Source organism: Segatella baroniae DSM 16972 = JCM 13447 (assembly GCF_000426585.1).
Lineage (GTDB): Bacteria > Bacteroidota > Bacteroidia > Bacteroidales > Bacteroidaceae > Prevotella > Prevotella baroniae.
The window spans coordinates 29,073-55,299 of record NZ_AUFQ01000020.1; the positions used below are offsets into that span (position 1 = coordinate 29,073).

The window sequence follows — 26,227 nt, forward strand, 5'->3', positions numbered from 1 at the left end:
CAATGAAAGGGTGTGTCACTCTTGAAGTGTCCCAAAAAGTTTTGTCCAACTTTCGGGGAAGGCTTCATGGCGACACACCCTCATGTTATATAATGACGAAAAGTAGGTTGGCGATTGGTTGAAAACACCATTTCCCTCACGCCCCTACGGCCCACGCCGTTCGCAGAGACGGAAAACCGTGGCTGGGAAAACGTCAAAACAAAACATTTGTAAAATTCCGAGGTTCGGGAAACGTCAAAACAAAACATTTGTAAAATTCCGAGGTTTGGAAAACGTCAAAACAAAACATTTGTAAAATTCCGAGGCTGGGAAAACGTCAAAACAAAATATTTGTAAAATTCCGAGGCCCGGGAAACACCAAAACAAACGACGGCGGACTTTCCGCAGCCCGGGAAACACCAAAACAAACGGCGGCGGACTTTCCGAGGCCGGGGAAACGCCAAAACAAATGGCGGGACGGAAAAACAAAGACAGTTCTTGACCATTTGCAAGCTTTTCATACACCGAAAGGTGTTGTGCTTGCCGATTGAATCCAGCCGCCGTCTTTCCGATGTACATGCACATTCGGCAAAGCGCGGATAGGCCGATTCCGCCGTTTCGGGTCGCCCAAGAGACCTTCGTTAAATACCATTAAATGAAAACGAAAATTCATCGTGGACCACTTCCTACGTGGGAATTTATTGCTATATTTGCACGCAATAAATTTCTAAAGTTACAATATGTCATCATTTGTTGCAGATAAGATTGTAATGGACGGCCTTACCTTTGACGACGTCCTTTTGATTCCCGCTTATTCGGAGGTGCTACCCAAGACGGTAGAGTTGAAAACACGCTTTTCCCGTAACATCACGCTCAATGTCCCGTTCGTGACGGCCGCCATGGACACCGTCACCGAATCGGCCATGGCCATTGCGATAGCACGCGAAGGCGGTATCGGCGTCATCCACAAGAACATGACGATAGAGGAACAGGCACACCAAGTGGCTATCGTGAAGCGGGCCGAGAACGGCATGATCTACGACCCCGTGACCATCCGCCGCGGCAAGACGGTGAAGGACGCTTTGGAAATGATGCACGACTACCATATCGGCGGCATTCCCGTGGTTGACGACGAGAACCGTCTGGTGGGTATCGTCACCAACCGCGACCTGCGCTTTGAGCGTCGGCTCGACAAGACCATCGATGAGGTGATGACCTGCGAGAACCTCGTGACCACCCATCAGCAGACCGACTTGCAGGCCGCCGCCGCCATCTTGCAGGAAAACAAGATAGAGAAGTTGCCCGTGGTGGACAGCGAAAACCACCTGGTGGGCTTGATTACATACAAGGATATTACCAAGGCCAAGGACAAACCCATGGCTTGCAAGGACGAGAAAGGCCGCCTCAGGGTGGCTGCCGGCGTAGGCGTCACGGCCGATACGCTGGAGCGGGCCAAGGCACTGGTTGAGGCCGGGGCCGACGCCATCGTCATCGATACGGCCCACGGACATTCCAAGGGCGTCATAGAAAAGCTGCGCGAGGTGAAAGCCGCGTTCCCCAATGTGGATGTCGTGGTAGGCAACGTGGCCACCGGAGCGGCCGCCAAGATGCTGGTCGACAATGGAGCCGACGGCGTCAAGGTAGGTATCGGCCCGGGATCCATCTGCACGACGCGCGTCGTCGCTGGTGTAGGCGTGCCGCAGTTGAGTGCCGTCTACGACGTATTTTCTACGCTGCGGGGCACGGATGTGCCTCTGATTGCCGATGGCGGACTGCGCTATTCGGGCGACATCGTGAAGGCCTTGGCCGCCGGCGGTAGCTGCGTCATGATCGGTTCGCTCGTTGCGGGCACGGAGGAAAGTCCCGGCGACACCATCATCTTCAACGGCCGCAAGTTCAAGAGCTACCGCGGCATGGGTTCGTTGGAGGCCATGGAGCAGAAGAACGGTTCGAAAGACCGCTACTTCCAGGGCGACACGAAGGACGTGAAGAAGCTTGTGCCGGAAGGTATCGCCGGTCGCGTGCCTTACAAGGGCACCGTCCAGGAGGTCATCTATCAGCTGACGGGCGGCCTGCGCTCGGGCATGGGCTATTGTGGCGCGCCCTCCATCGACCGCCTGCACGACGCCAAGTTCACCCGCATCACGAATGCGGGCGTGCTGGAGAGCCACCCCCACGACATCGCCATCACCAGCGAAGCCCCCAACTATTCGCGCCCCGAGTGATCGATGAAGGCGCGCCTGAAATACGTTGCACTGTCATTTGCCATGCTCTTTTGTGAGGGCATGGCTTTTGGGCAAAGCGACGACCCTGTCGTCATGCGCGTCAATGGAAGGGAAATCCGCCGTTCGGCGTTCTACCATTCCTACCGGCAGGCGAGGGCGCAGTCGGCCGACGAGGTTCTTACGCCGGAGCGATACCTTCCTTTGTACGTGAACTATGCGTTGAAGGTCGAGGCCGCCTTGGAGGCGGAGCTTGACACGCTGTCCGACTGGGCACCCACGACGGCCAAGAAGCTGCAGCCGTGGCTTGACGCCGACCTTGAGCGGGAGGCCCAAGCCTATTACGAGCAGTTGCGGCAGCGTGTCGTGGCCAAAGGCGGACTCGTGAAGCCCGCCCAGATTCTGCTCCGGTTGGGGCAGCGTGACAGCAAGGCGAAAGTGGCCCGTGCCCGTGCCCGCATCGATTCGATTCATGGGGCGTTGAAGCAAGGTGGCGATTTCGCAGCGGCGGCCCGTCGGCTGTCGCAGGATTCCGTATCGGCCAACAAGGGAGGAGAGATGGAATGGCTGGAGCGGGGTACGACATTGAAGGAATTCGAGGACGTTGCGTTCTCGCTCGGAAAGGGCGAAATGAGCCGCCCCTTCGAATCGCCGGAAGGTTTTCACATTGTGTTGTTGAAGGACAAGTGCGATTTTCTGCCCTACGACTCCCTGCGTGCGGACTTGCTCGCGTATGTGGATATGCAGCGGTTGCGCCGGCGCATCAACCACCCCGGCCCAAGACGGTCGACTGCCGACGGGCCGGTCGGAGGTAATGCCATGGCGGCAATGTCGGTCGCCGACTCGCTGGCGGAAGCCAAGGCACGTGAGGACATGCTGGTTTACGCCATCTGCAGCCGACAGGTGTGGGTGAAGGCCGCGGCCGACGAAGCCGGGTTGCAACGTTTTTTCAGAAAAAACAGAAAACGCTATCGCTGGGTGGAGCCTCGCTTCCGCGGCATTGTCTATGCGGCAGACAGGAAGCTGAGCGCGAAAGACGTGCGGAATAGGTTGGCGCAGGAGTCACAGGACGGATTGTTCAGGCGGGGCGACAATGCCGTTGTCGACCGGCTCGTCTTCAAAATGCCGGCCACCGCTGCCCGAAAAACGCATGCGGGCCTGTATGAAGGCGTCTACGGAAAGAAATACACCACCCCCAAGCAGCTCGACGAAGTGCGTGACTTGGTGGTGGCGGACTATCAGGAAGCATTGGAACGGGAGTGGCTGCAGTCGCTCCATCGTAAATATAAGGTGGAAATCCTGCGGGATATCCTCCTCAAAAATGAAAACAATTGATTATGAATAAAGGCTATAAACTCTTTTCAGGCTTTATCTTCCTGCTTCTGATGGCGGGAATGACCGCTGAAGCCGGTCGGTCGACAACGTGTAAAGTCCATGACGGCAAGGATTCCACGGCGCAGTCGGAATATGACGTGCCCGAGGGCAGTATCGTGGACGAGGTCATCTGGGTGGTGGGAGACCAACCTATCTTGAAGTCGGACGTGGAGAACATGCGTGCGCAGGCTGAAATGGAAGGCATGAAGTGGGACGGTGATCCTGACTGCATCATTCCCGAGCAGCTGGCCGTGCAGAAACTGTATCTGCATCAGGCTGAACTCGACTCCATCGAAGTGACCGAAGGCGAGGTGAGCACGCGTGTGGAGCAGCAGATCAACTATATGATCAATGTCATCGGTTCGCGCGAGAAGCTGGAAGAGTATCATAAGAAGAGCGTCACACAGCTGCGGCAGGAACTGCACGACGACGTGAAGAACAACCAGCTGATTGAGAAGATGCGCCAGAAGCTGGTGGAGAACATCGCCGTGACACCGAGCGACGTGCGCAGGTATTTCGAGAAGCTGCCCGAAGACAGCCTGCCGTTTGTGCCGACATCGGTGGAGGTGGAGATCATCACACGCCAGCCGAAGATCGCCCAGGAGGAAGTCAACCGGGTGAAAGGCCTGTTGCGCGAATACACCGACCGCGTGACCAAGGGCGAAACCAGTTTCGCCACCTTGGCCCGACTCTATTCGGAAGACCCGGGTTCGGCTCGGGCAGGCGGCGAGATGGACTATGTGGGCCGCGGCATGCTTGACCCCGCTTTTGCCGGCGTGGCCTTCAACCTGACCGATCCCAAGAAGATATCCAAGATTGTGGAGACGGAATTCGGCTATCACATCATACAACTGATAGACAAGCGGGGCGACAAGATCAAGGTGCGACATATCTTGCTGAAGCCGCGGGTGGCACAGTCGGCCATAGAAGAGGCCAAGTTGCGCCTCGACTCCATCGCCACGGACATCAGGGCGGGCAAGTTCTCGTTCGAGGAAGCGGCCTCCTTCCTCTCCGACGACAAGGACACCAGGAGCAACCGTGGCCTCATGGCCTACAACGATGTGCAGAACCAGAGCATGACATCCAAGTTTGAAATGAAGAATCTGCCTTCGGAGATTGCGCTCGTTGTCGACACGATGAAGGTGGGCGGGATTTCCGCTCCGTTCGAGATGGTCAATGCCAAGGGCAAGAAAGTCGTCGCCATGGTCAAGTTGCGCAATCGAATCGCCGGTCACCGGGCCAAGATAACGGAAGACTACCAGGTGATGCAGAATGTGGTGTTGGCCCATGAGCGGCAGAAGAAGCTGCACGACTGGGTGGTCGACAAGATCAAGCACATCTACGTCACGATGAGCGACCGGTATAAAGGCTGCAAGTTTGAATATCAAGGCTGGGTTAAATGACAGGCTACCGCGATAGGACAGAAACGACATGCAGGCATAGAATGACCTTTGGGGTGGTTCTATGCCTTCTATGCCTATTTGGGCTGGTGTCGCAGTCAATGGCTGCGTCGGGCAAGGGGCACAAGAAGAAGCCGAAGCAGGACCCAAAGGTGTATCTGATTCATGCGGACGTCTTGAAATACGACATGTACGGCCCTGTGCCCGACGCCCAGATTGTGACGGGCAGCGTCCACTTCATGCACCAGGGGGCGCAGCTGTGGTGCGACAGTGCCTATTTCTATCAGGAGGCCAACGCCGTGAAGGCTTTCGGCCACGTGCGTTTCAAGCAGGCGGACATGACGCTCACCTGCCAGCGGGCCCATTACGACGGTCAGACCCAACAGATGTTTGCCCGAGAGAACGTGGTCATGCGGCGGGGAAAGCAGACGCTTTACACCGATAGCCTGAACTACGACCGTCTCTACGACTACGCCTATTTTTTCGAGGGTGGGCGTCTGGTCGAGGGAAAGGACAGACTGGTGGCCGACTGGGGCGAATACAACACCAAGACGCGGGAAGCCATCTTCTACTACAACGTGAAGATGCACAGCGGTGACAGGGTGGTCGCGACGGACGAGCTGCACTACGACCGCGAGAAGTCGAGGGCACACGTGGTCGGCTCTTCCACGATCACGCAGAAAGGAAGCGTCATCCATACGTCGGATGCCTATTTCAACACGGAGACCGATTACTCCGAGCTGTTCGGCCGGTCGACCATCGAGGACGAAACCCGGGTGATAACGGGCGACAGCCTGTATTACGACAAGAAGACCGGGCTGGCTCGGGGATTTGGCAACGTAATCTACGTGGACAAGAAGAACAAGAATGAACTGCACTGCGGACGCATGCACTACAACGAGAAGACCGGTAGGGGCTGGGCGACGGTCAATGCCCTTGGCAAGGACTATTCGCAGAAGGACACGCTCTATGTCCATGCCGACTCGATGAAGATTTATACTTTCCACATCAATACCGATTCGGTCTATCGCAAGGTGCATTGCTTCAATCACGTGAAAGCCTATCGGGTGGACGTGCAAGCGATATGCGACTCGATGGTCGTCGATACGAGAGACTCGTGCATGACGATGTATCGTGACCCGATCGTATGGAACGGCACCCGCCAGTTGCTGGGCGAGAAAATCGACGTGTACATGAACGACAGCACGATCCGCTATGCCAAGGTGACGAACCAGGCCCTTTCGGTGGAGTTGCTTCCAGACAAGGAACATTACAATCAGGTGTCGTCCAAGGTGATGGACGCCTTTTTCATAGACGGCGCCGTCAGGTTTTCCCAGGCTGTCGGCAACGTGAAGACGGTGTATTATCCGCAGGAGGAGAAGGATTCCTCGCTCATGTCGCTGGTGTATATGGAAACGGATACGATGAAAATGTATATCTCGCCGCAACGTAAATTGGAACGTATATGGACGCCGAAGAGCAATGGTGTCTGGTACCCGATGACACAGATACCGCCCGACAAGTATAAATTGCCTGAATTTGCGTGGTTTGAAGAACTGCGTCCCACGAGTCCTGCCGACGTCATGAACTGGCGCGGCAAGCAGAGCGACCAGACGCTGAAGGTGGTCAAGCGGCATGAAGCGCCGCTGCAGAAGCTTGGAAGGCCATGAGTCTCTTGAAGCAGCCCAGGCCACGAGGCTTCCGTCATGAGTTCATCTATGTGGACGAACGGAAGGAACGCTTGCGCAACATAGAGCGACGAGCCAAGGAAGCGTTGGCCCAAGAGTCTGAAACGGAAAGACCCCGCACATGGGATGGTGTCTTTCGGTCGGAAGGCAGACAAGCGAGAAGGCAAAGGATGGGGCTACTGCGGAGGCAGACGTTGTTGAATCTGTCTCTGATTCTCTTTCTGTTGTTGTTATTGATGGCATTGTTGTTTTATTTCATGTGAAAGAAAGGAAGCTATGAGTGATATCATACAGTTGTTGCCTGATACCGTCGCCAACCAGATAGCTGCGGGAGAGGTGATTCAGCGGCCCGCTTCGGTGGTCAAGGAGTTGGTGGAAAACTCGGTCGACGCCGGGGCCACTCATGTCGATGTCTTGATAACCGACGCCGGCCGCACGTCGGTGCGGGTGGTGGATGACGGCAAGGGCATGAGCGAGACCGACGCACGCCTGTCGTTCGAGCGCCACGCCACATCGAAAATCAGGAAGGCCGACGACCTTTTCGCCCTCCAGACCATGGGATTCAGGGGCGAAGCCTTGGCTTCGATAGCTGCGGTGGCCCAGATAGAACTGAAGACCCGCCAGCCCAATGAAGATGTAGGTACGCAGTTGTCAATCTCGGGCGGCAGGTTTGTCGACCAGCAGCCTTGCGCCTGTCCTGTGGGATGCGACATGTCGGTGGGCAATCTGTTCTATAATGTTCCGGTAAGGCGTAAGTTTCTGAAGTCGAACGCGACGGAATTGAACAATGTGATAGCCGCTTTCGAGCGCATCGTGCTGGTCTATCCGCAGATTGCGTTTCGCCTTTACAGCAATGAAGCCGAATTGTTCGGCCTGAAGCCGGGCAGTCTGCGCCAGCGTATCGTGGATGTGTTCGGCAAGCGGTTGAACCAGGATCTGCTGCCCTTGGATGTCGACACCACGATGTGCAAGCTGTCGGGATTCGTGGGCAAGCCCGAGTCGGCGCGGAAGAAAGGAGCGAAACAGTTTTTCTTCGTCAATGGGCGTTACATGAAGCATCCTTATTTTCACAAGGCTGTCATGACAGCTTACGAGCGGTTGCTCCCTGTGGGTGAACAGATACCTTATTTTATATATCTTGAGGTGCCTGCTGAGGACATAGACGTGAATATTCACCCTACCAAGACGGAAATCAAATTTGAGAACGAGCAGGCCATTTGGCAAATCCTGATGGCGGCGGTGAAGGAGGCGGTCGGCATGTTCAACGATGTTCCGACTATTGATTTCGACACGGAAGGCCGTCCTGACATTCCCGTATTCGATCCTTCAGTCCATACTTCCGCACCGCAGGTGCAGTACAACCCCAGTTACAACCCGTTCAACACCTCATCTTCTTATAAGCCGGCTTCAAATGCGCCCAAGGATTGGGAGCAGCTGTACGACGGTGTGCGACCGGAAGGGGAGACTGCTGACGGTATCATCTTTTCAGAACTGGGGAAGACGGAGGGCGGAGAGGCCGACGACTTGGATGAAATACCCGGGCTGGCAAGTTCGTTGGACGAAAAGTCACCCCTGCATTACCAGTATAAAGGGCAGTATGTCCTTACATCGGTTCAGTCCGGATTGATGGTCATCGAACAGCATCGCGCGCATGTACGTATATTATATGAAGACTATTTGAAGCGGTTGGCCAACCGCACGATGGATTCGCAACGCGAACTGTTTCCTTCGCTCTTGCAGCTGACCGCCGCCGAGGCTTTGACCTTGCGTCATATCATGCCCGAGCTTTCCGATTTCGGTTTTGAACTGACAGAGATGGGCGGCGACAGCTTTGCCATCAACGCGGTTCCTGCCGGCTTGGACGGCCTGCAGCCTTCGGCGGTCATCAGGGACATGCTGGAGTCGGCTTCCGGCTGTGCTTCCGAGGTGCGCAACGACATCAACAGGTCGTTGGCGTTGAGCATGGCGCAGAATGCGGCCATCCCGGTGGGGCAAGTTCTGAACAACGACGAGATGGAACACCTCGTGGCGTGCCTTTTTGCCTGCGACAATGTGAATTATACACCTGACAGCCGAAAGATTTTTGCCATCTTTCCACACGCGGACATTGTGAAACTGTTGGGTTAGCTGCCAATCGATTTCAAAGCGCGAAAAAGACGTTATGGCCTGTCGTAGCGCAAGATAAGGCGTTAAAAGTTGTTTTTTTTATGTAAATACGTATCATATTAGAAAATAATCACTAACTTTGCGGCATATTCTACCACGTAAGAGTATAATAATTATAAAAGATCAAGTTTTTATTTTAATATATTAGATTATGAAAAAGTTTTTAATGGTGCTGGCTTTTGCCGGTGTTTCAATGTGTTCTTTTGCACAGGATGCAGATCCTGTAGAGAAGTATAGCGTTGCTACGAACTCTTTCTGGAGCAATTGGTTTATCCAAGTTGGTGGTGATTTTAACTCTTGGATCTCTGACGAAGAGCATGGTCGTGGCTATGACAACGGCAACCACTTCGGCTTGTTCGCCGGTAAGCGCACTTCTTTCGGTGGTGCCTTGGCCATCGGCAAGTGGTTCACCCCGGGTCTCGGCCTTCGTACCAAGCTGCAGGCTTGGGACGCAAAGAGCGTGAGCAGCAAGAATCCTGAAACCTTCAAGTATTGGGCTCTAAACGAGCAGGTGATGTTCAACCTGAGTAACCTTTTTTGCGGTTATAATCCCAATCGTGTTTGGAATTTAATTCCTTTCGTAGGTGCCGGTGTATCCCGCAATATGAGTGACAACTGCTATGCAATGATGTTGGGCGCAGGTGTTCAGTCTTCGTGGCGTTTGAGCAAGCATGTCAATCTTTATGCAGAAGCAGGCTGCAATCGTCTTGAACAGGACTTCGACGGAGCTGAAACCAGCCTCGTAAAAGGCAAGTCTAGTATAGTTCGTCGGTTCAAAGATAAGGACTACCGGCTCTATGCTGAAATTGGTTTGACATTCAACCTCGGCAAGGCCACTTGGAACAAGACTCCGGATGTAGAGGCCATCAAGGCTCTCTCGCAGTCGCAGATCGATGCGTTGAACGCACAGCTCAACGATGCCAATGCAGAGAACGCCCGTCTGAAGAGCATGCTCGCCAACCAGAAGCCTGCCGAAACTCAGACCGTCAAGGAGTTTGCCTCCATTCCTGTTTCTGTATTCTTCAACATCGGCAAGGACAAGGTTGCTTCCAAGAAGGACCTCGTGAACGTAGGTGCCGTTGCCAAGTATGCCAAGGACAACGACTGCAACGTTCTCGTAACCGGTTATTGCGACAGCGCAACAGGTTCGGTCAAGTTCAACCAGTCGCTCTCCGAGCGTCGCGCCAACAGGGTTGCTGACGAACTCGTCAAGCTGGGCGTGGATCGCGATAAGATCCAGACTCGTGCCAACGGTGGTGTGGCAGACCTCTCGCCTGTTTCATTCAACCGTCGCGCTACTGTTGAAATCACCAAGTAATCCAATTGTAGGATTGACTCATACGAGCCCTGGCCGGAAGGTCAGGGCTTTTTTCGTGCTTGCCGCGGCTCGTCTTGCTTGCCGTAGCGGCCCTTTGGCCCTCTGGTTGGCATGCTTTCGTGAGGCAACTTGCGTGCTTTTGCGTTGTGGAAGAGCCGCTTTTGGAAGCTCGATGGCATGCTTTCGCATGGCGGCTTTCATGCTTTCGCATGGCGTTTTTCATGCTTTCGCATGCAGATTTGCATGCTCCCATGCCGTAATGGTACGTCGATTCTTTCTTTTTTTTGCCCAATTGTTTGGCGTTGTCAAAAAGATTGCTTACTTTTGCATCGCCTTACAGAGGTAAGGGCGTTTAGCTCAGCTGGTTTAGAGCGTCTGCCTTACAAGCAGAGGGTCGGCGGTTCGAATCCGTCAACGCCCACAGGGGTGTTTCCCTGTAGTCTTTCGGGACTGCAGGGATTTTTTTTATGGATGAGGTTGTGGTGCCGTTGTAAGTTTAAAAGATGTGAATTGTGCGTGATAAATTTGGCGGTTTCATGTGGAATGCTTACTTTTGCACTCGCTTTACGGAAGTAAGGGCGTTTAGCTCAGCTGGTTTAGAGCGTCTGCCTTACAAGCAGAGGGTCGGCGGTTCGAATCCGTCAACGCCCACGAAGAGATTCCCTTAGGGTGATCTCTTTTTTTATATGCCGATTGGAAAGATTGTATTTGAAGTCGTTTTTGTTTTTTTTATCACTTTTCCTGCTCTTCATGTGATATTTAATCACTAATTTTGTAAAGTCAATAATTGCTTGTTTTATTATATGAATCTTGATTTGCTGACTGCCATATCTCCGATAGATGGCCGGTATAGGAGTAAAACGGAACCCTTGGCGAGCTATTTCTCGGAGTTTGCCCTTATCCGCTATCGTGTAAGAGTTGAAATCGAATATTTCATCGCCCTCTGTGAATTGCCGTTGCCGCAGCTCGCCGGCTTCGACCACGGCCTGTTCGGTCGGTTGCGGGAGGTCTATCTGCGTTTCGACGAGCATTGCGCGCAGCGCGTGAAGGACATCGAGGCGGTGACGAATCATGATGTGAAGGCGGTGGAATATTTCATCAAGGAGGAGTTTGACAAGATAGGAGGCCTCGAAACCTACAAGGAGTTCATCCATTTCGGCCTGACCTCGCAAGACATCAACAACACAAGTGTCCCCCTTTCCGTGAAGGAAGCTTTGGAAAACGTGTTCTATCCGCAAGTGGAAGAGCTGACGGCGTTGTTGGAAAGCTATGCGGAGGAATGGAAAGACGTGCCCATGTTGGCCAAGACGCACGGCCAACCGGCCTCTCCCACACGGCTCGGCAAAGAGGTCATGGTGTTCGCCTATCGCCTGAAAGAGCAGCTGCAAGTGCTAAAGTCGACCAAGATGACCGCCAAGTTCGGTGGCGCGACAGGCAATTTCAACGCCCATCACGTGGCTTATCCCACGTTGGACTGGCGTCGGTTCGGCGACCGTTTCGTCAGCGAAAAGCTGGGGTTGGAGCGCGAGCAGTTCACGACACAGATCAGCAACTACGACTATCTGGGCGCCATTTTCGACGGCCTGCGCCGCATCAATACGATCATCATCGACTTGGACCGCGATTTCTGGATGTACATCTCGATGGACTACTTCAAGCAGAAGATAAAGGCGGGAGAAGTGGGGTCGAGCGCCATGCCCCACAAGGTGAACCCCATTGACTATGAGAACAGCGAGGGCAACCTGGGGATGGCCAACGCCATTCTGCAGTTCCTTGCCCGCAAGCTTCCGGTGAGCCGTCTGCAGCGCGACCTGACCGACAGCACCGTCCTCCGCAACATCGGCGTGCCACTCGGACACGGCCTCATCGCCATCCAAAGCACGCTGAAAGGCCTGCGCAAGCTCATCCTCCATGAAGAGAAGATTCAGGCCGACCTCGACCGGACGTGGGCTGTCGTGGCGGAAGCGATTCAGACGATATTGCGCCGCGAGGCCTATCCCCATCCTTATGAGGCGTTGAAATCGCTTACGCGCACCAACCAGCAGATGACGGAAGAGACGATTCATGCCTTCATCCAAAGCCTGGATGTCAGCGACGGCGTGAAAGCGGAATTGATGGCAATCACACCTGCCAATTACACCGGTGTATAAACTTTATGTTATAAAATCAATTTTTTAGTTAATAACAATTGCCGTGAGGCTTTATTAAACAACAAAACAATGGATCAGGAATTGGAAAACAAACCCCAGTCTTATTCTGAGGAGAACAGCCGTGAAGGTTACACCCCCTCTTCGGGAAGCAACTATTCGAGAGACTATCGTGCCGGAACCCGCCCACAGCGGCCGAGAATCCACAGTCAGCGCGCCTATAGCTCTGAGCGTGGAACAGCGGGCAACACGAATCAGGAAGAAGGATTCCGGCCGGAAGGCTTCGGAGCCGGTCTCCAGTCGAGTGGCGGCACACAACAGCAGCGCCCCTATCGCCCCCGCACCAACTACAACCAAGGCGGTTATCAGCAGCGCGGCGGCTACCAGCAGCGCCCCTATCGTCCGCGTTATGGCGAAGAGAACCAGGAAGGCGGCTACGACCGGCAAGGCGGTTACCGTCCCCGCTATGAGAACAGCGGCGAACAGGGCCAGGAGGGAAACAGCTACAGCCAGCAGCAAGGCAACTACCATCCCCGCAACAATTACAACAACCAAGGCGGCTATGGCTATCAGCAACGCGGTGGCTATCAGCAGCGTGGCGGCTACGGTCAGCAGCGCAGCGGAGGCTATCAGCAACGTGGCGGCTACGGACAGCAGCGTGGCGGAGGCTATCAGCAGCGTGGCGGCTACGGACAGCAGCAGCGCAACGGCTATGGGCCGCAGCGTGGCGGCTACAACCAAGGCGGCTATCAGCAGCGTGGCAATTACAACCAGGGCGGCTACCGCCAGCGTTCGGCCGACTACGACCCGAATGCCAAGTACAGCATGAAGAAGCGCATCGAGTACAAGGAAGAGCACATCGACCCCAACGAGCCGTTGCGCCTCAACAAGTTCTTGGCCAATGCCGGTATATGCAGCCGCCGTGAGGCCGACGAGTTCATCCAGGCAGGCGTCGTCACCGTCAACGGAACGGTTGTCACGGAGCTGGGAACCAAGGTCTTGCGCACCGACGAAATCAAGTTCCACGACCAGCCGGTCAGCATAGAGAAGAAAGTCTACGTCCTGCTCAACAAGCCCAAGGACTATGTGACGACCAGCGACGACCCGCAGCAGCGCAAGACGGTGATGGACCTGGTGAAGGACGCCTGCCCCGAGCGCATTTATCCCGTGGGGCGTCTGGACCGCAACACCACGGGAGTGCTCCTGCTCACCAACGATGGTGACCTGGCCAGCAAGCTGACACATCCGAAGTTCCTCAAGAAGAAGGTCTATCATGTCCACCTGGACAAGCCCGTTGCACAGGCCGACCTTCAGAAGATTGCCGAAGGCATAGAGCTGGAAGACGGCGAAATCCACGCAGATGCCATCGAATATGCCGACGAACGCGACAAGGCGCAGGTCGGAATCGAGATACACAGCGGCAAGAATCGCATCGTGCGCCGTATATTCGAGAGCCTCGGCTATCGTGTCGTGCGTCTCGACCGCTCGCAATTCGCCGGTCTGACGAAGAAGAACCTGCGCCGCGGCGACTGGAGGTTCCTCACAGAGAAGGAAGTGGAAGTGCTGCGTAGCGGTATGTTTGAATAATACGATGTTGCAATGAAGAGAACGAAAGTCGTCGATGCACTCGCCTGCACCGACTTTGGCAAAGATATCAATGTAAAGGGGTGGGTGCGTTCCCACCGAAGCAGCAAGGCTGTGGACTTCATCGCCTTGAACGACGGCTCCACCATCAAGAACATTCAGGTCGTCTTGAACCCGTCGGATTTCGACGAGGAATTGCTCAAGGGCATTACGACAGGCGCCTGCATCAATGTCACAGGCACCCTGGTCGAGAGCCAGGGAGCCGGACAAGCCTCCGAAGTCCAGTGCCGCGAGCTGGAGGTCTACGGCCTTTGTCCGGGCGATTATCCGATGCAGAAGAAAGGCCAGAGCTTCGAGTACATGCGCAAGTATGCCCACTTGCGGTTGCGCACCAACACCTTCGGCGCCGTATTCCGCATTCGCCACAACATGGCCATCGCCGTTCACCAATATTTCCACGACCACGGCTTCTACTATTTCCATACGCCGCTGATTACGGCCAGCGACGCCGAAGGAGCCGGCGAGATGTTCCAGGTGACGACGTTGGATCTCACCCGCACGGGGAGGGATGGCGCGCCCGTTCCCTATGAGCGCGACTTCTTCGGGAAGAAGACCAGCCTCACCGTTTCGGGCCAGTTGGAAGGCGAACTCGGCGCAACATCCCTGGGCGCGATCTACACTTTTGGCCCGACTTTCCGTGCCGAGAACAGCAATACGCCCCGCCACTTGGCCGAATTCTGGATGATCGAGCCGGAAGTGGCCTTCATGGACAAGGACGAATTGATGGATCTTGAAGAGGATTTCATCAAGTATTGCGTCCGTTGGGCCTTGGACAACTGCAAGGACGACTTGGAGTTCCTTGACAAGATGATCGACAAGACGCTGCTCCAGACCTTGGAGTCTGTCGTCAAGGAAGACTTTGTGCGGCTCACCTACGGTGAGGGAATCCGTATTCTGGAGCAAGTCGTCAAGGAAGGGCACAAGTTCGAGTTCCCCGTGACAGGGTGGGGCATGGATCTCAGCAGCGAACATGAGCGTTTCCTGGTGGAGGAATACTTCAAGCGGCCTGTCATCATGACGGACTATCCCAGCGAAATCAAGGCTTTCTACATGAAGAAGAATGCCGACGGCAAGACCATGCAGGGCACGGACGTGCTCTTCCCGCGCATTGGCGAGATCATCGGCGGCTCCGTCCGTGAAGAGAGCCATGACAAACTGGTGGGCGAAATCAAGGCGCGTGGCATGGAACCGGAGTCTTATGGCTGGTATCTTGACACGCGCAAGTATGGTTCCTGTCCCCATGCGGGCTTCGGGCTCGGCTTCGAACGCCTGATGCTGTTCGTGACGGGTATGCAGAACATCCGCGACGTGATTCCTTTCCCACGCACGCCGAAGAACGCCGAATACTAATCCGGGCTCCTGTATGGCTGTGCTGTTCGATACATGCAGGCCATTTGACGGAGTTTTTCATCAATGAAGACACCCAATGAAACTCGCTGTTTCATTGGGTGTCTTGCCGTTTCAGCCTTTCGCAGAGCCATTCATATTAGAAGCAGGCGTCAGCGCGTCATGCCTTGCTCGGCGCAAGTTCAATACCACGCTCGTTGATGACGATGAGGTGACGCTTGTACAGGTCGCCGATGGCCTTCTTGTAGACCTTCTTGCTGACTTGGAACTGGCGTTTGATGTCCTCGGGGTCGCTCTTGTCGTCCAAATGGCAGCGGCCTCCGTTGCGTTCCATGTATTGCAGCAGCGTGGTGGCGAAGTCGGTGGCGGCAGCCTGCCCCAGGGGCTGCAACGAGATGTCGAGCTTGCCGTCGGGGCGGATGGCGGAGACGTAGCCGGGCAACTGGTCGCCCGTGTGGATATACTTGAACAACTGGTCTTGATAGACAAGGCCGCCATAGGCGTTGTTGACGATGACCTTGAAGCCCAAATCGGTCTTCTGCCATACCAACAAGTCCACTTTCTCGCCCGGCTTCAGCGCGACTTCGTCGGCCGAACGGGGCTTCAGCAGGTAGTGTTCCACCTTGGCGCTGGCCATGATACGGTAGCTGTCTTCGTCGATGTGGATGTGGACGATGTAGCTGTCGCCTATCTCCATCCGCTTCTTTTGCTCGCGGAAGGGGCAGAACAGGTCTTTGGTCAGACCCCAGTTGAGGAAGGCGCCATACTCGTTGACCCATGAACATTCCAGATAGGCGAAGTCGCCGACCTTGGCCAGCGGCTCCTCGGTCGTGGCGATGGGCCGTTCGTCCTGGTCCAGATAGACGAAGCAGTCGATGTCGTCGCCGACCTTGGCGTCTTCGGGTACATACTTCAGCGGCATGAGGATGTCGCCTTCGACACCACCGTCCAGATACAAGCCGAATACTTCGCCATAACCTTCGCGACGGGCCTCCTCCTTGATGCGGAGAGTGTTGTGGTCTCCTAATCTAATCTTAGACATAATTTCATATTTTTAGTTTGATATTCTCTTGTTGATGTTGTTGTTGAGACATGAGTACATGTTTTCCTTGTCTGTGTTTTAAGACATAAGTACATAAGAACATATTTTTCTGTTGTTGTTTTTAAAGACATAAGTACATAAGAACATATTTTTCTATTGTTGTTTTTAAAGACATAAGTACATAAGAACATATTTTTTGGGGTGTGGGGTCGCAAGCGACCGGATAAAGACATAAGGCTGGCAGAGGAGATGGAATTCTCTTGGAGCACTTCACATTCCACACTTCACACTTCCCATTTCACACTTCTCATTTCACACCTCTCATTTTATAAACTCTATATTTCCTTTTGATTTGCAGGGATTCGGCATTGCCGAAGTTGATGAGGAGGCCGGTGTCGAGCCCCGTGGCGGTGAGATAGTTCACCAATTGTATCTCGTTGGCGACGACGAGAGAGCTTGTTGCCTTGATTTCTATGATGATTTGGTTGGCGACAACGAGGTCGGCACGGTATTGTCCAATCGCATGACCTTTGTAATAAATGCAGAAAGGAACTTCATGCTCGTATTCTATGCCTGCTTCCGACAACTCAATGAGCAACGCCTTCTTGTATATCTCTTCTAAAAAGCCGGGACATAGCTGGGTGCGGACGTTGTAGGCACATTGAAGTATGCGATGAATCAATAACTCAAGCTCTTGGTCTGTCATGATATAATGTGAAGTGTGAAGTGTGAAGTGTGAAATGTGAAATGAGAAGTTTGGAATGAGGAATGCAAATTGTCCTCTGCCAGCCTTATGTCTTTATCCGGTCGCTTGCGACCCCACCCCCCTAAAAAATATGTTCTTATGTACTTATGTCTAAAAACCACAGTAAAAGAAATATGTCTTTATGTACTTATGTCTTCAAAGACATTGACAGAAAGCTCTGTCGTCATGTCGAGCAGGCCGTCCTTCATGTGGATGGTGCGGTCGGTGATAGCCGCCAGTTCTTCGTCGTGCGTCACGATGACGAATGTCTGTCCGAAGCGGTCGCGCAGGTCGAAGAAGAGCTGGTGCAGTTCGGCCTTGTTCTTCGAGTCGAGGCTGCCCGAAGGTTCGTCGGCCAGGATGACGGCGGGGTTGTTCACCAGCGCCCTTGCCACAGCCACCCGCTGCTTCTCGCCACCCGACAGTTCGGACGGCTTGTGGTCGGCGCGGTCCGTCAGCCCCATGAATGCGAGCAGTTCCTGTGCCCGCTTCTTCGCTTCGCCCTTGCTCTTTCCGGCGATGAAGGCCGGAATCATGATGTTTTCGATGGCCGTGAACTCCGGCAGCAGCTGGTGGAATTGGAACACAAAGCCAATATGTCGGTTCCTGAAGTCACTCAATTTCTTCTTGTCCAGCGTGCTGACGTCTACCCCGTCGATGCAGACCGAACCGCTGTCGGGCTTGTCGAGCGTGCCGATGATCTGCAACAGCGTGGTCTTGCCGGCCCCCGACGGACCTACAATGCTGACCACCTCCCCCCGGTTGATGTGCAGGTCGATACCTTTCAATACCTGCAAGTTGCCGAAACTCTTCGTGATGTCTTTGATGTCTATCATAATATGTACTGATATGTCTAATGCTTGAAACGTTGCAACCAGTTCAACAGCAGTTCATACGCACTGCTCTCCTCGGTGTGTTGCGGCTGGGCGAAGGTCATTTCGTCCATCATGCCGCCATGCTGGTCGGGGAAGATGATGAGAATGCTCTTGCCCGAGAAATGGTTGCGGATCTCCTCGGGCAGCTGTTCGAGCGCGTTCTTGTAGGACACGGTGCCCTTGCGTGCGGCCACGACCACGAAAAGATGGTCTTCGGCGATGGTCGAAGCCAGTTGCGGCAGTTCATTCCAATGCTCCATCCTGCGGTAGTCGGCCCTCACCTCGGCGTGTCGGTTGTTGATGAACTCGTGGATGAGCGACAGCGTGTCGGTGCGGCCATGGAACTGGATGCGGCACTCCAGGTTGCCGGCCATCCGCGACAGCCGTTCCAGCCAGCGGTAGAAGCCCGGCTCGTATTGCGCCCGGCTGGGCACCGCCACCTGGATGCGCCGTATCGTATTGAGCGGCTGGGCAAAGCGGGCCATCATGATCTGGCGGCTCAGTCCGTTGAAAAGACTCTGGTGGAACTGGCCCCAGAACTTCTGCGAAATCTCCTTGTGCTGGTGCATGCCGATAACGATTTCGCTGGCCCTGAACTCCTTGAAGGCGTGCTTGATACCATTGGCGATGTTGGCCGCCACCCTCACCTGGGTCTGCACCCCCACGTCGGCCGAGGCCCCAAGCTGCGACAGGTGTTCCAGCAGCCGCCGTCCCCGTTCCATGTTCGCCTGCATGTCCTTGTCGTCGTAGACCACGTTCAGGGCCACCAGGCTGCGTTTGAGCTTCGGGTTGCGCATGAGCAGGGCCATGTTGACGAGCTGGTCGGCATATTCGGGATATTTCACCGGTATGAGAATCTTCTCGTCGTCGCCCGTGTTGTCGTTTTGCGGTATCTCCTTGTCGCGCAGGATGATACTCCTGGCCGACGACTCCGTGATGATGGACGAGATGACGCACGTGAAGAGAATCATGATGACCACGGCATTCAGTATCTGGTCGTCCACCATGGGCAGCCCGTCGGCCGTCTTGAGCCGCATGCCCACCATGGCCATGGCGATGGCGCCCGCCGCGTGGGCCGACGTCAGGCCGAACATCATGTGGCCCGACGACAGCGGCAGCTTGAACAGCACGCAGGAGATGTAGGCCGCGATGGCCTTGCCCAGTGTGCCGAAGACGACGATGGCGAAGACGACCCATAGTATTGCGCCGCCCGCAAAGAGCAGGCGGATGTTGATGAGCATGCCCACGCCGATGAGGAAATAAGGGATGAAGAGCGCGTTGCCGATGAATTCAATCCGGTTCATCAGCGGCGACACGGGCGGGATGTAGCGGTTCAGGATCAGGCCCGACAGGAACGCACCGAAAATGCCCTCCAGGCCGATCAGCTCGCTCAGGGCTGCGCTCATGAACATCATGGCCAGAATGAAGATGAACTGCATGACGGCGTCGCTGTAGCGTCGCAGAAACCAGCGGGTGAGCCGCGGAATGACCAGAATCATGGCCGTGCAGTAGGCCGAGAACTTCGCGACGAAAAGCAACCAGAAGCCGATGGAGGAGCCGCCGTCTTCGTGCGAGGCCACGATGGCCGCCAGCACGATCAGTGCCAGCAGCAGCGACAGCATGCTCGACCCGACGCTCAGCGTCACGCTGGGCTTCTTCTGCAATCCGTAGCGGCTCACGATGGGGTAGGCGATGAGCGTGTTGCTGGCCATGATGCAGGCCAGCAGCAGCGCCACGGCGGGCGTGTAGCCCAGCAGGCCGCCCCCTGTCAGCAGCATGATGGCGAAGGGGGCGCTGAACGTGAGCAGCCCGAATGCCAGAAACTTGTATTTGTTGTTCTTGATACCCTGCATGTCCATTTCCAGGGCCGCCAAGAACATGATGTAGTAAATGCCCACCTTGCCGAACAACTCGAACGAACTGTCGCGTTGCAGGATGTTGAGGCCGTATCTTCCTATGAGCACGCCGGCCAGCACCATGCCGATGATGTGCGGAATGCGCAGCTTGCCCATGATGATCGGCGCAAAGAGGATGATCAGCAACACCACGAAGAATATCAACGTGGGGTTGGTGATGGGGAAATATTGTAACAGGTATGTCGTCATCTTCTGGCAAAGATACACATATTTTCATACAGCGTGAAGGCCGGAAGCAATAATTTTGCGGCTGTGGGCCGTTCTTTTGCCGGTCGCCGACGTCGGTCGCCGTATGTTCACTCGAGGGCCTTGCCGTCTTCCGCCAAGTAGGCTGATTTGTCCTCTTTCGCCGTGCCAAATTGCCTTTCATGTGGTTGAATGGTCAAAAACCGCCTCCGTTTTTCCGCCCCACCGTTTGTTTTGGCGTTTCCCCGGCTGCGGAAAGTCCGCCGCCATTTGTTTTGGCGTTTCCCCGGCTGCGGAAAGTCCGCCACCGTTTGTTTTGGCGTTTCCCGGGCCGCGGAATTTTACAAACGTTTTGTTTTGACGTTTTCCGAGCCTCGGAATTTTACAAATGTTTTGTTTTGACGTTTTCCCAGCCTCGGAATTTTACAAATATTTTGTTTTGACGTTTTCCCGGCTGCGGAAAGTCCGCCGCCGTTTGTTTTGACGTTTTCCCAGCCTCTGAATTTTACAAATGTTTTGTTTTGACGTTTCCCCGGCCTCGGAATTTTACAAATGTTTTGTTTTGGCATTTTCCGAACTTTGGGGCTTAACATTCGTTATGTTTTGACGTTTTCCGAACTTCGGAATTTTACAAATGTTTTGTTTTGGCGTTTCCCGAACCTCGGAATTTTGCCAAATGTTTTGTTTTGACGTCTTCCGAGCCACGGTTTTCCGTCTCTGCGAATGGCGCGAGCCGTAGGGGCGTGAAGAATCACGCTGCGCCTTGGCGTTGGGGCTTCCGTTCTCGTCGTAGGTGCCGATGATGAGTGTCGGCTGTGGCAGCAGCCACGGTTTCGAAATACGCCCGGATGTTCTGCTCGAAAGCCGAGAGGATGTCGCTGTTGATGTTGTGGCGCGTGATGAACTGGCGGTCGTAGAACCGTTGGCAATAGTCGAGAATGAGTTTGATGCGGTCTACGAGAATCGTCTGCGAGTGCTTGTCGATGGGCATTTCCAGTTCGGCGCGTATGCTTTGCAGCGTGTCGGTGAACATCTGCTGTTCGCGCACGGAGAGATGGAGCGACTCGATGGAGTCGTAGTCGAAGAAGTGGTAGTCGGCGATGTGCCTTCCGAGCGTGGTTCCGCGGATGAGGTCGGTCTGCTCGATGAAAGTGTTCCACCGACGAGCGGCTCTTGACGTCGTTCCAGTTCAGGTCTGCGTCGGTGTAAGGCCTTTCGGGCCTGATTTCATAGAGGTCGGCATGGGCGGCCTTGGCCAGCAGTCTGGCGGCTTCGGCCGTCCGAAGTGAGGTAAGAACAACCTGTTTTACGGAAAAATCGTCGTGCGTACCATAAAAAAAACTATCAGGGACGTCCGGTCTCGTGTTTCCCTGATAGTCTTGCAACAAATGTATAATATTATAAGGGTCCTCTCTCTATATTTCAAGAATGTTCATGACTCTGTCTGGCATTCCTTCTTTGGAGGAAAGAAGTAGTTGATGACCAAATGGGTTGCGTAGTATGCGAACAGACAGATGGCCAGCCCTTTGATGATGGCAAAGAAAAGCCCTATGAGGTCGGAATCGTCAAACGTTGCGGCGATGGCCAAGGCGAAACAATAGACGATCGCCCCCCAGACAATCCCGATCAGGAGCCGCCGTTTCGGGGCTGGGCCTTTGTAATTGGGCAGAACGTATTTAAAGATGAAGACGACCAAGACGGGCAATAAGACCGTGTAAAGAATGAATTCGGATACGTCATAGCCCCATAGGCATGTGTCTGAAATGCCATGGTTGAAGGGAAAGAAATACCAGTAGGGAGAGCCGAACTCTTTCGACGGTGAGGACAAGTGAAGCAGTTGCGCGTTCAAAATGACCCAAGCCGAATAGAGCAGTGCCCCCAATGCTATGTGTGCGGTTTTGTTTCTGAAGTTTTTCATTTGTTATTTGTTCTAATTGTGATGGCATTTTGTCAAGGGGAAGTGGAGTGCCATTCAACTACGCCCTTGATGGTTGGGTTGACCAGCATTCACCATCTCACTCTTCTTGACGTGCATTGGTTGTAAACGCGACAACATTTGCAAGCGGAAAAGAGCGCGATGGGGTCTTTTTCATCTTTTTTTAATGTTGATGTTTGTAAATGATTTGGTTTGATTTTGCGCAAAATTATAATAAAAACTCGTGCTTTTGGTCTTGTCAGTTTGTTTTTTTTATATTTTTAATACAAATCAACCGTTGGGATTTAACATGCAATTCTTTATCCCCAACTGGTTCATTTGAATATGGTCATGGTGCGCTGCGCATGTAATTGCTTGGCGGTTGCATGCGCAGTGCACGATGATGGAGTTTCAAAGGTCAATTTTGGATAAAAAGACCAAGGCCTTCGGCCTAGTTTTTTGTTGTTACTGACCTGGACAGGCTTTGGTGGTGGGGAGCTAGGCCGAAGGCCTTGGTCTTTTTACGTTTGTGGTGATTGTTGTCGGGTTTGACGGGCGCAGTTGGCCGACTTGCCATTGAGTCTTGAAGCATGTGGAGGCACGAGCTGCAAGGGCGATAGGATGGTCATGGTCGCCGCCGGCTGCCCCTTGATAGCGGACGGGCAGGCTCGCATGCCGGTACCCAAAGCTTTCCTGCGGGTGTTGAAGCCGGCGGCTTCACCTCTTCGTAACCCCCGGTCATGCCGCAGGATGACCGGGGGAGGTGTACCCGCCATCCATCCGTCGACCCTGGAGGGGTCGTCCACCATCATCACGGCTGTCTTTGGGCGACCCTTCCAGGGTCGGTTTCCGCTTTGTCTTTTATCCCCTGGTCACTCCGCTTCGCAGAGATGACCAGGGGTTACTGAGCGATGAAGCCTCCGGCTTCACTTCCTGAGCTGTCTATGGCCGGCATTTGTTGCGGGCGGCTTCACCTCCTGCGCAGCCTGCGACAGGCTTTTCTTGATACTCAATCGGTTCATGGGGGCGCAATGCACCATGATGGAGTTTCAAAGGTCAATTTTGGGTAAAAAGACCAAGGCCTTCGGCCTAGCTCCTAACCGCCAAAGCGTGGGCATGGTAGCTCGCTGCGCTCGCAACCATGCCCTCTAAACGGACCAACCGCCATGCGGTTGCAAGCAGAGTACAGACCGTTGCATGCGACTCCACCATGATAATGTTCCATTCGATTCATCATTGGCTTTTAACCCCAATCGTCCATTGGGATTTAACATGCAAATCTTTATCCCCAATCGGTTCCTCTGAATATGATCATGGTGTACTGTGAGCATACAACTGCCATGGAGGTTGTCAGCGCAATGCACCATGACTATTGTCCGGTGACCCATTTAGGCCTGATTGTAGGGCGTTTGGGAAGTAATCGTAAAGGGCGGTGTTGGTAGTCGTTGCCCTTTCAGCCGCTCTAAGTAGTCCTTTTGCATGGTCAAAGCAGTCCTTTTGGTGATACAAGATAATTCTTAAAATACAACTTGTTGAAAATAAAGAAGTTACCTTGTTAGTAGAACTAAACTGGTAACGATTTAGAAACGAGCGAGTTACTTGGTTTCGCTGTTTTCTGCCTAACAAAGAACGCTTGTTATTCTGTTTGCAAAGATAATACTTTGTTACCGAATAACAAGCGTTCTTGATGAGATATTCTTCTTTCTGCATTTTGTTCAGGCGTGAGTTATAATCCTCTTCCACGTTTTTTCTTTCTGTTGGCTTGGTTCCTGAGCTTGCGCTGCCACGCTGTTTCAGCATAGTCATTGCCCTGTGTGGATGGTGTAATCAAATCGCCTAATCCTTCCACAACTTCATCGGCTGCACTAACAATGGTGTCTGCCACTGTACTAATAGGATTCTGCACTTGTGGTGTGTCATTGTCTCGTGAAATTGAGGAGCGGCTTGGAGGTACGAGTTGATAACCGGTATCAGGGCGTTCGTTCTTTTCTGTTGCCTCCTGTATTGTTTGGTGTGGTTTCCTTGGCTCTTCCCTGTTGGTTGGTTCAAAGTTTTTCTGCAGGGAACGGTAGCCGAACTCCCTGCCGATTTCGGATGCCTTGAATGATTGTCCTGCGTATGAGAACTTCAAGCCATAGACCTTGCCCTGCTTGTTCTTCATGCGCTCTATCGCGATGCCGTTCTTGTTCAACTCGTAAAGGAACATGGAATGCCCAGTAATACCCATACCTTTGTACTTGTCAAGCAGGGCATAGCAGATTTGCTGTACCTGCTGTTTTGTCTGCTCTCTTATTGGACTGGCTTTTGGCTCCTGATGCTGCTTTTTCGCCTTGACCTCCTTTGCGATGGTCAAGTGTTTCTCCCTGCTGATTTCTTCCGCCACCCTTGCTGCCCTATTGCTCACAAAAGTAGTATCATAGACCTCTCCGTACAAACTGATGCGGTTGGCAATGATGTGAATGTGTCTGTTGTCGGTATCCTTGTGCGTTACCGCCACCCATTGGTGGTTGTCAAGTCCCATTTGCTTGGCAAATAAATGGGTTATCCACATGAGTTCGGACACTGACAGCTTTTTCTCGTCCTGCGGTGCGATGCCTATTTCGATACGGAGAAACTTGTTCCTGCAACGACTGTTGTAATCGCTGACCACTTTCATTTCCTCATAGATAGCCTTTGGCTCCCTGCTGCAAAGATTGTGGAAGGCAAGTCGATAGCCAAGCTTGCCCTCTCTGAAGATATAGTCTAAAGCCGTGCTGCCGTGCGCTATCGCCTTACATTTTCCTATCATTTCTTGTTAGATTTAAGACCTTATATACCTCATCTTCCACACGAAAATGAGGGTCGTAAAACCGCTTAAATGCTTCTTTTGCACATAGTGATAGGTTCTTTGTGATGAGTACCCACCTTTCGTCCTTGACCTTGATGAGATTGGATACCTGTCCATAGAACTTTCCTGTATGATGGAGAATGGCAATGGCTTCCCTCTCATTGTCTGTCATCTTGGGAACGGCTGTTACTTCTCCGTTAAGGAGTATCTCACGGCAGTAATCTGAGAACTTCCGCCCTGCACTTTCCGCTTTTGACTTGATACGCTGCTTCTCTTCTAAGGTGCATCTTACCTTGATGAACTCCGTTTTGTTCATCCGCTGTTCTTCCTTATCCTGTTGCTGCCATCGGGCAGCTTTTCCTTTGTATCTTTTCATATAAGTTTCTTAGAAAGTTAATCATTGTAGATGATTCATTGTTTCTTAATTCCTGAATACTGACCGATGAGAACGGAGTGATTACGGTCTTATCTCCCCGACAATCGAACGAGGGGAGCAAGAGCAGTTTGTGGGTACAAACTGACGTCTTGCAATGTCAGCTAACGAAACGTTTACGCATAAAGCGTTTTGGTTATTAAAAGCGAATGCCGTGCATTCAGTATCTAACTGCGTTCGTAGCGTTCCCACCATTCAGTGTTTTTAGCAAAAGTTCGTTGCCTTACTCTCTGAAAAGTGTCGAGGGTTTTGAGTGAAAGAGGTGTTCCTTTTTCTGAAACCCCTCGACCATTTTCTTGCGGTTCACAGTTTTCTCCATTTCTCTACATCCTCACCGTATTCCCCCAAATGGATGCGCACGATGTTCTCCACGAAACTTGAAAGATTGCTACCCCTGTCACCCAACCTGCGAACGATGAAGTCGGCACGTTCCTGCGTCTCCCTGCTCAGGTAAACCGCCTTTCTCTCACTTAGCTTTGTCGGAACGAGGAACGCCTGCTTGTATGCGTCGAGTGTCTCTTTTCTCATCTTGGCACTGATGCGTTTTTGAACGGTTGCATGCTCTGTATGCTGTGCAGGCTCGGCTGGCGTAACATACTTTATGACATGTTCTGTTCCTTGTTGTTTTTGCTCTTGAATATTTTTCATTCCCTTTGCTCGAAATTCAGCGACGGTTTGTTCACTTGAACTTTCAGCTTGGCTCATACTGAAAGATTTCCTGATGGTATTTTCCATTTCCTCTTTGCTGACTGTTTTCTTTTCCATACCTCTATCTTATTTTAAGTTTGACTTGTTTTCTTTTGTTGCTTGTATTGGGAGTTTTCTCCAACTTTTTCTGTTGCTCACGGACACGACTGACATGAAACTCGTTGAGGTCTTTGAAGTCTCTATAATACACTGCCATATCTTCTACCTTAAAACCTGTGTTTACAAATTCCTGCACAGCTTTTCGACCTGCATCGTCATTATCAAGAAAAGCACGAACAGAGGTTATATTTCTTTT

The 26,227-nt window shown here is 53.2% G+C and carries 23 protein-coding genes, 2 tRNA genes and 1 pseudogene; 12 read left to right on the top strand and 14 right to left on the bottom strand.

Going from position 1 to position 26,227, the window contains the following annotated elements:
- Window positions 1-234: 234 nt before the first annotated feature.
- Window positions 235-558, bottom strand: coding sequence for a hypothetical protein (locus tag K334_RS15040; protein WP_155804027.1), 324 nt, complete (start codon window positions 556-558; stop codon window positions 235-237).
- A 161-nt stretch (window positions 559-719) separates the two neighbouring features.
- Between K334_RS15040 and guaB the strand changes: the two genes are divergently transcribed.
- The 12 genes from guaB (at window position 720) to asnS (ending at window position 15,288) form a co-directional block, all read left to right on the top strand.
- Window positions 720-2,204 (top strand): IMP dehydrogenase, encoded by a 1,485-nt coding sequence (gene guaB / locus K334_RS0111280; RefSeq protein ID WP_027444982.1) that lies wholly within the window; start codon window positions 720-722, stop codon window positions 2,202-2,204.
- 60 nt (window positions 2,205-2,264) lie between these two features.
- A complete protein-coding gene (locus K334_RS0111285; protein WP_161625387.1) occupies window positions 2,265-3,536 on the top strand; it encodes a peptidylprolyl isomerase in 1,272 nt (423 codons plus the stop codon).
- A 2-nt stretch (window positions 3,537-3,538) separates the two neighbouring features.
- Complete coding sequence (locus K334_RS0111290; RefSeq protein ID WP_027444984.1) at window positions 3,539-4,978, top strand: peptidylprolyl isomerase; 1,440 nt, start codon at window positions 3,539-3,541, stop codon at window positions 4,976-4,978.
- A gap of 41 nt (window positions 4,979-5,019) precedes the next feature.
- On the top strand, window positions 5,020-6,645 hold the full coding sequence (locus K334_RS0111295; protein WP_027444985.1) for an OstA-like protein: 1,626 nt from the start codon (window positions 5,020-5,022) through the stop codon (window positions 6,643-6,645).
- Window positions 6,642-6,926 carry a hypothetical protein gene (locus tag K334_RS15190; RefSeq protein ID WP_027444986.1) on the top strand — a complete coding sequence of 95 codons (285 nt, stop codon included), beginning with the start codon at window positions 6,642-6,644 and terminating at the stop codon, window positions 6,924-6,926. Before K334_RS0111295 ends, K334_RS15190 begins: the two co-directional genes overlap by 4 nt.
- A 13-nt stretch (window positions 6,927-6,939) precedes the next feature.
- Window positions 6,940-8,790: a DNA mismatch repair endonuclease MutL gene (gene mutL, locus K334_RS0111305; protein WP_027444987.1), complete on the top strand. Its 1,851-nt coding sequence runs from the start codon at window positions 6,940-6,942 to the stop codon at window positions 8,788-8,790.
- A gap of 190 nt (window positions 8,791-8,980) precedes the next feature.
- On the top strand, window positions 8,981-10,147 hold the full coding sequence (locus K334_RS0111310) for an OmpA family protein (RefSeq protein ID WP_025881392.1): 1,167 nt from the start codon (window positions 8,981-8,983) through the stop codon (window positions 10,145-10,147).
- A gap of 346 nt (window positions 10,148-10,493) precedes the next feature.
- Window positions 10,494-10,568 (top strand) — tRNA-Val (locus K334_RS0111315).
- A gap of 155 nt (window positions 10,569-10,723) precedes the next feature.
- Window positions 10,724-10,798: transfer RNA gene (locus K334_RS0111320), tRNA-Val, on the top strand.
- Window positions 10,799-10,950: 152 nt separating this feature from the next.
- The gene (gene purB, locus K334_RS0111325; protein ID WP_027444988.1) at window positions 10,951-12,297 is read left to right on the top strand and encodes an adenylosuccinate lyase; all 1,347 of its coding nucleotides are present in this window, start codon (window positions 10,951-10,953) and stop codon (window positions 12,295-12,297) included.
- 69 nt (window positions 12,298-12,366) lie between these two features.
- Window positions 12,367-13,881 carry a pseudouridine synthase gene (locus tag K334_RS0111330; RefSeq protein ID WP_027444989.1) on the top strand — a complete coding sequence of 505 codons (1,515 nt, stop codon included), beginning with the start codon at window positions 12,367-12,369 and terminating at the stop codon, window positions 13,879-13,881.
- A 12-nt stretch (window positions 13,882-13,893) separates the two neighbouring features.
- Window positions 13,894-15,288, top strand: coding sequence for an asparagine--tRNA ligase (gene asnS, locus K334_RS0111335; protein WP_027444990.1), 1,395 nt, complete (start codon window positions 13,894-13,896; stop codon window positions 15,286-15,288).
- Between the two features lie 157 nt (window positions 15,289-15,445).
- Here asnS and K334_RS0111340 read toward each other — a convergent pair whose 3' ends face one another.
- The 13 genes and pseudogenes from K334_RS0111340 to K334_RS14570 form a co-directional block, all read right to left on the bottom strand.
- Window positions 15,446-16,327, bottom strand: a complete 882-nt coding sequence (locus K334_RS0111340; protein WP_021590388.1) for a CvfB family protein — start codon at window positions 16,325-16,327, stop codon at window positions 15,446-15,448.
- 307 nt (window positions 16,328-16,634) lie between these two features.
- Entirely contained in the window at window positions 16,635-17,033 is a 399-nt protein-coding gene (locus K334_RS0111345) for a GxxExxY protein (protein WP_025881390.1), read from the bottom strand.
- Between the two features lie 179 nt (window positions 17,034-17,212).
- Window positions 17,213-17,908 carry an ABC transporter ATP-binding protein gene (locus K334_RS0111350; protein WP_025881388.1) on the bottom strand — a complete coding sequence of 232 codons (696 nt, stop codon included), beginning with the start codon at window positions 17,906-17,908 and terminating at the stop codon, window positions 17,213-17,215.
- A gap of 17 nt (window positions 17,909-17,925) precedes the next feature.
- The gene (locus K334_RS0111355) at window positions 17,926-20,052 is read right to left on the bottom strand and encodes a cation:proton antiporter (protein ID WP_027444991.1); all 2,127 of its coding nucleotides are present in this window, start codon (window positions 20,050-20,052) and stop codon (window positions 17,926-17,928) included.
- A gap of 338 nt (window positions 20,053-20,390) precedes the next feature.
- The gene (locus K334_RS14905; RefSeq protein WP_154655609.1) at window positions 20,391-20,642 is read right to left on the bottom strand and encodes a hypothetical protein; all 252 of its coding nucleotides are present in this window, start codon (window positions 20,640-20,642) and stop codon (window positions 20,391-20,393) included.
- Window positions 20,643-20,800: 158 nt separating this feature from the next.
- Window positions 20,801-21,097, bottom strand: a complete 297-nt coding sequence (locus K334_RS15095; RefSeq protein WP_025881381.1) for a hypothetical protein — start codon at window positions 21,095-21,097, stop codon at window positions 20,801-20,803.
- 88 nt (window positions 21,098-21,185) lie between these two features.
- A pseudogene (locus K334_RS15465) lies at window positions 21,186-21,437 on the bottom strand (flavodoxin); the annotation flags it as partial.
- A gap of 44 nt (window positions 21,438-21,481) precedes the next feature.
- Complete coding sequence (locus K334_RS0111365) at window positions 21,482-21,967, bottom strand: hypothetical protein (RefSeq protein ID WP_027444993.1); 486 nt, start codon at window positions 21,965-21,967, stop codon at window positions 21,482-21,484.
- Window positions 21,968-23,314: 1,347 nt separating this feature from the next.
- The gene (locus K334_RS15310; protein WP_238319016.1) at window positions 23,315-23,707 is read right to left on the bottom strand and encodes a hypothetical protein; all 393 of its coding nucleotides are present in this window, start codon (window positions 23,705-23,707) and stop codon (window positions 23,315-23,317) included.
- Complete coding sequence (locus K334_RS0111380; protein WP_008449737.1) at window positions 23,691-24,752, bottom strand: relaxase/mobilization nuclease domain-containing protein; 1,062 nt, start codon at window positions 24,750-24,752, stop codon at window positions 23,691-23,693. Before K334_RS0111380 ends, K334_RS15310 begins: the two co-directional genes overlap by 17 nt.
- Entirely contained in the window at window positions 24,736-25,167 is a 432-nt protein-coding gene (locus K334_RS0111385) for a plasmid mobilization protein (protein ID WP_008449726.1), read from the bottom strand. The genes K334_RS0111380 and K334_RS0111385 overlap by 17 nt, the downstream gene beginning before the upstream one ends.
- Window positions 25,168-25,527: 360 nt before the next feature.
- Window positions 25,528-25,989, bottom strand: coding sequence for a DUF3408 domain-containing protein (locus tag K334_RS0111390; protein WP_008449678.1), 462 nt, complete (start codon window positions 25,987-25,989; stop codon window positions 25,528-25,530).
- Between the two features lie 4 nt (window positions 25,990-25,993).
- A partial coding sequence (locus K334_RS14570; RefSeq protein ID WP_027444994.1) for a toprim domain-containing protein occupies window positions 25,994-26,227 on the bottom strand: 234 nt, incomplete at its 5' end.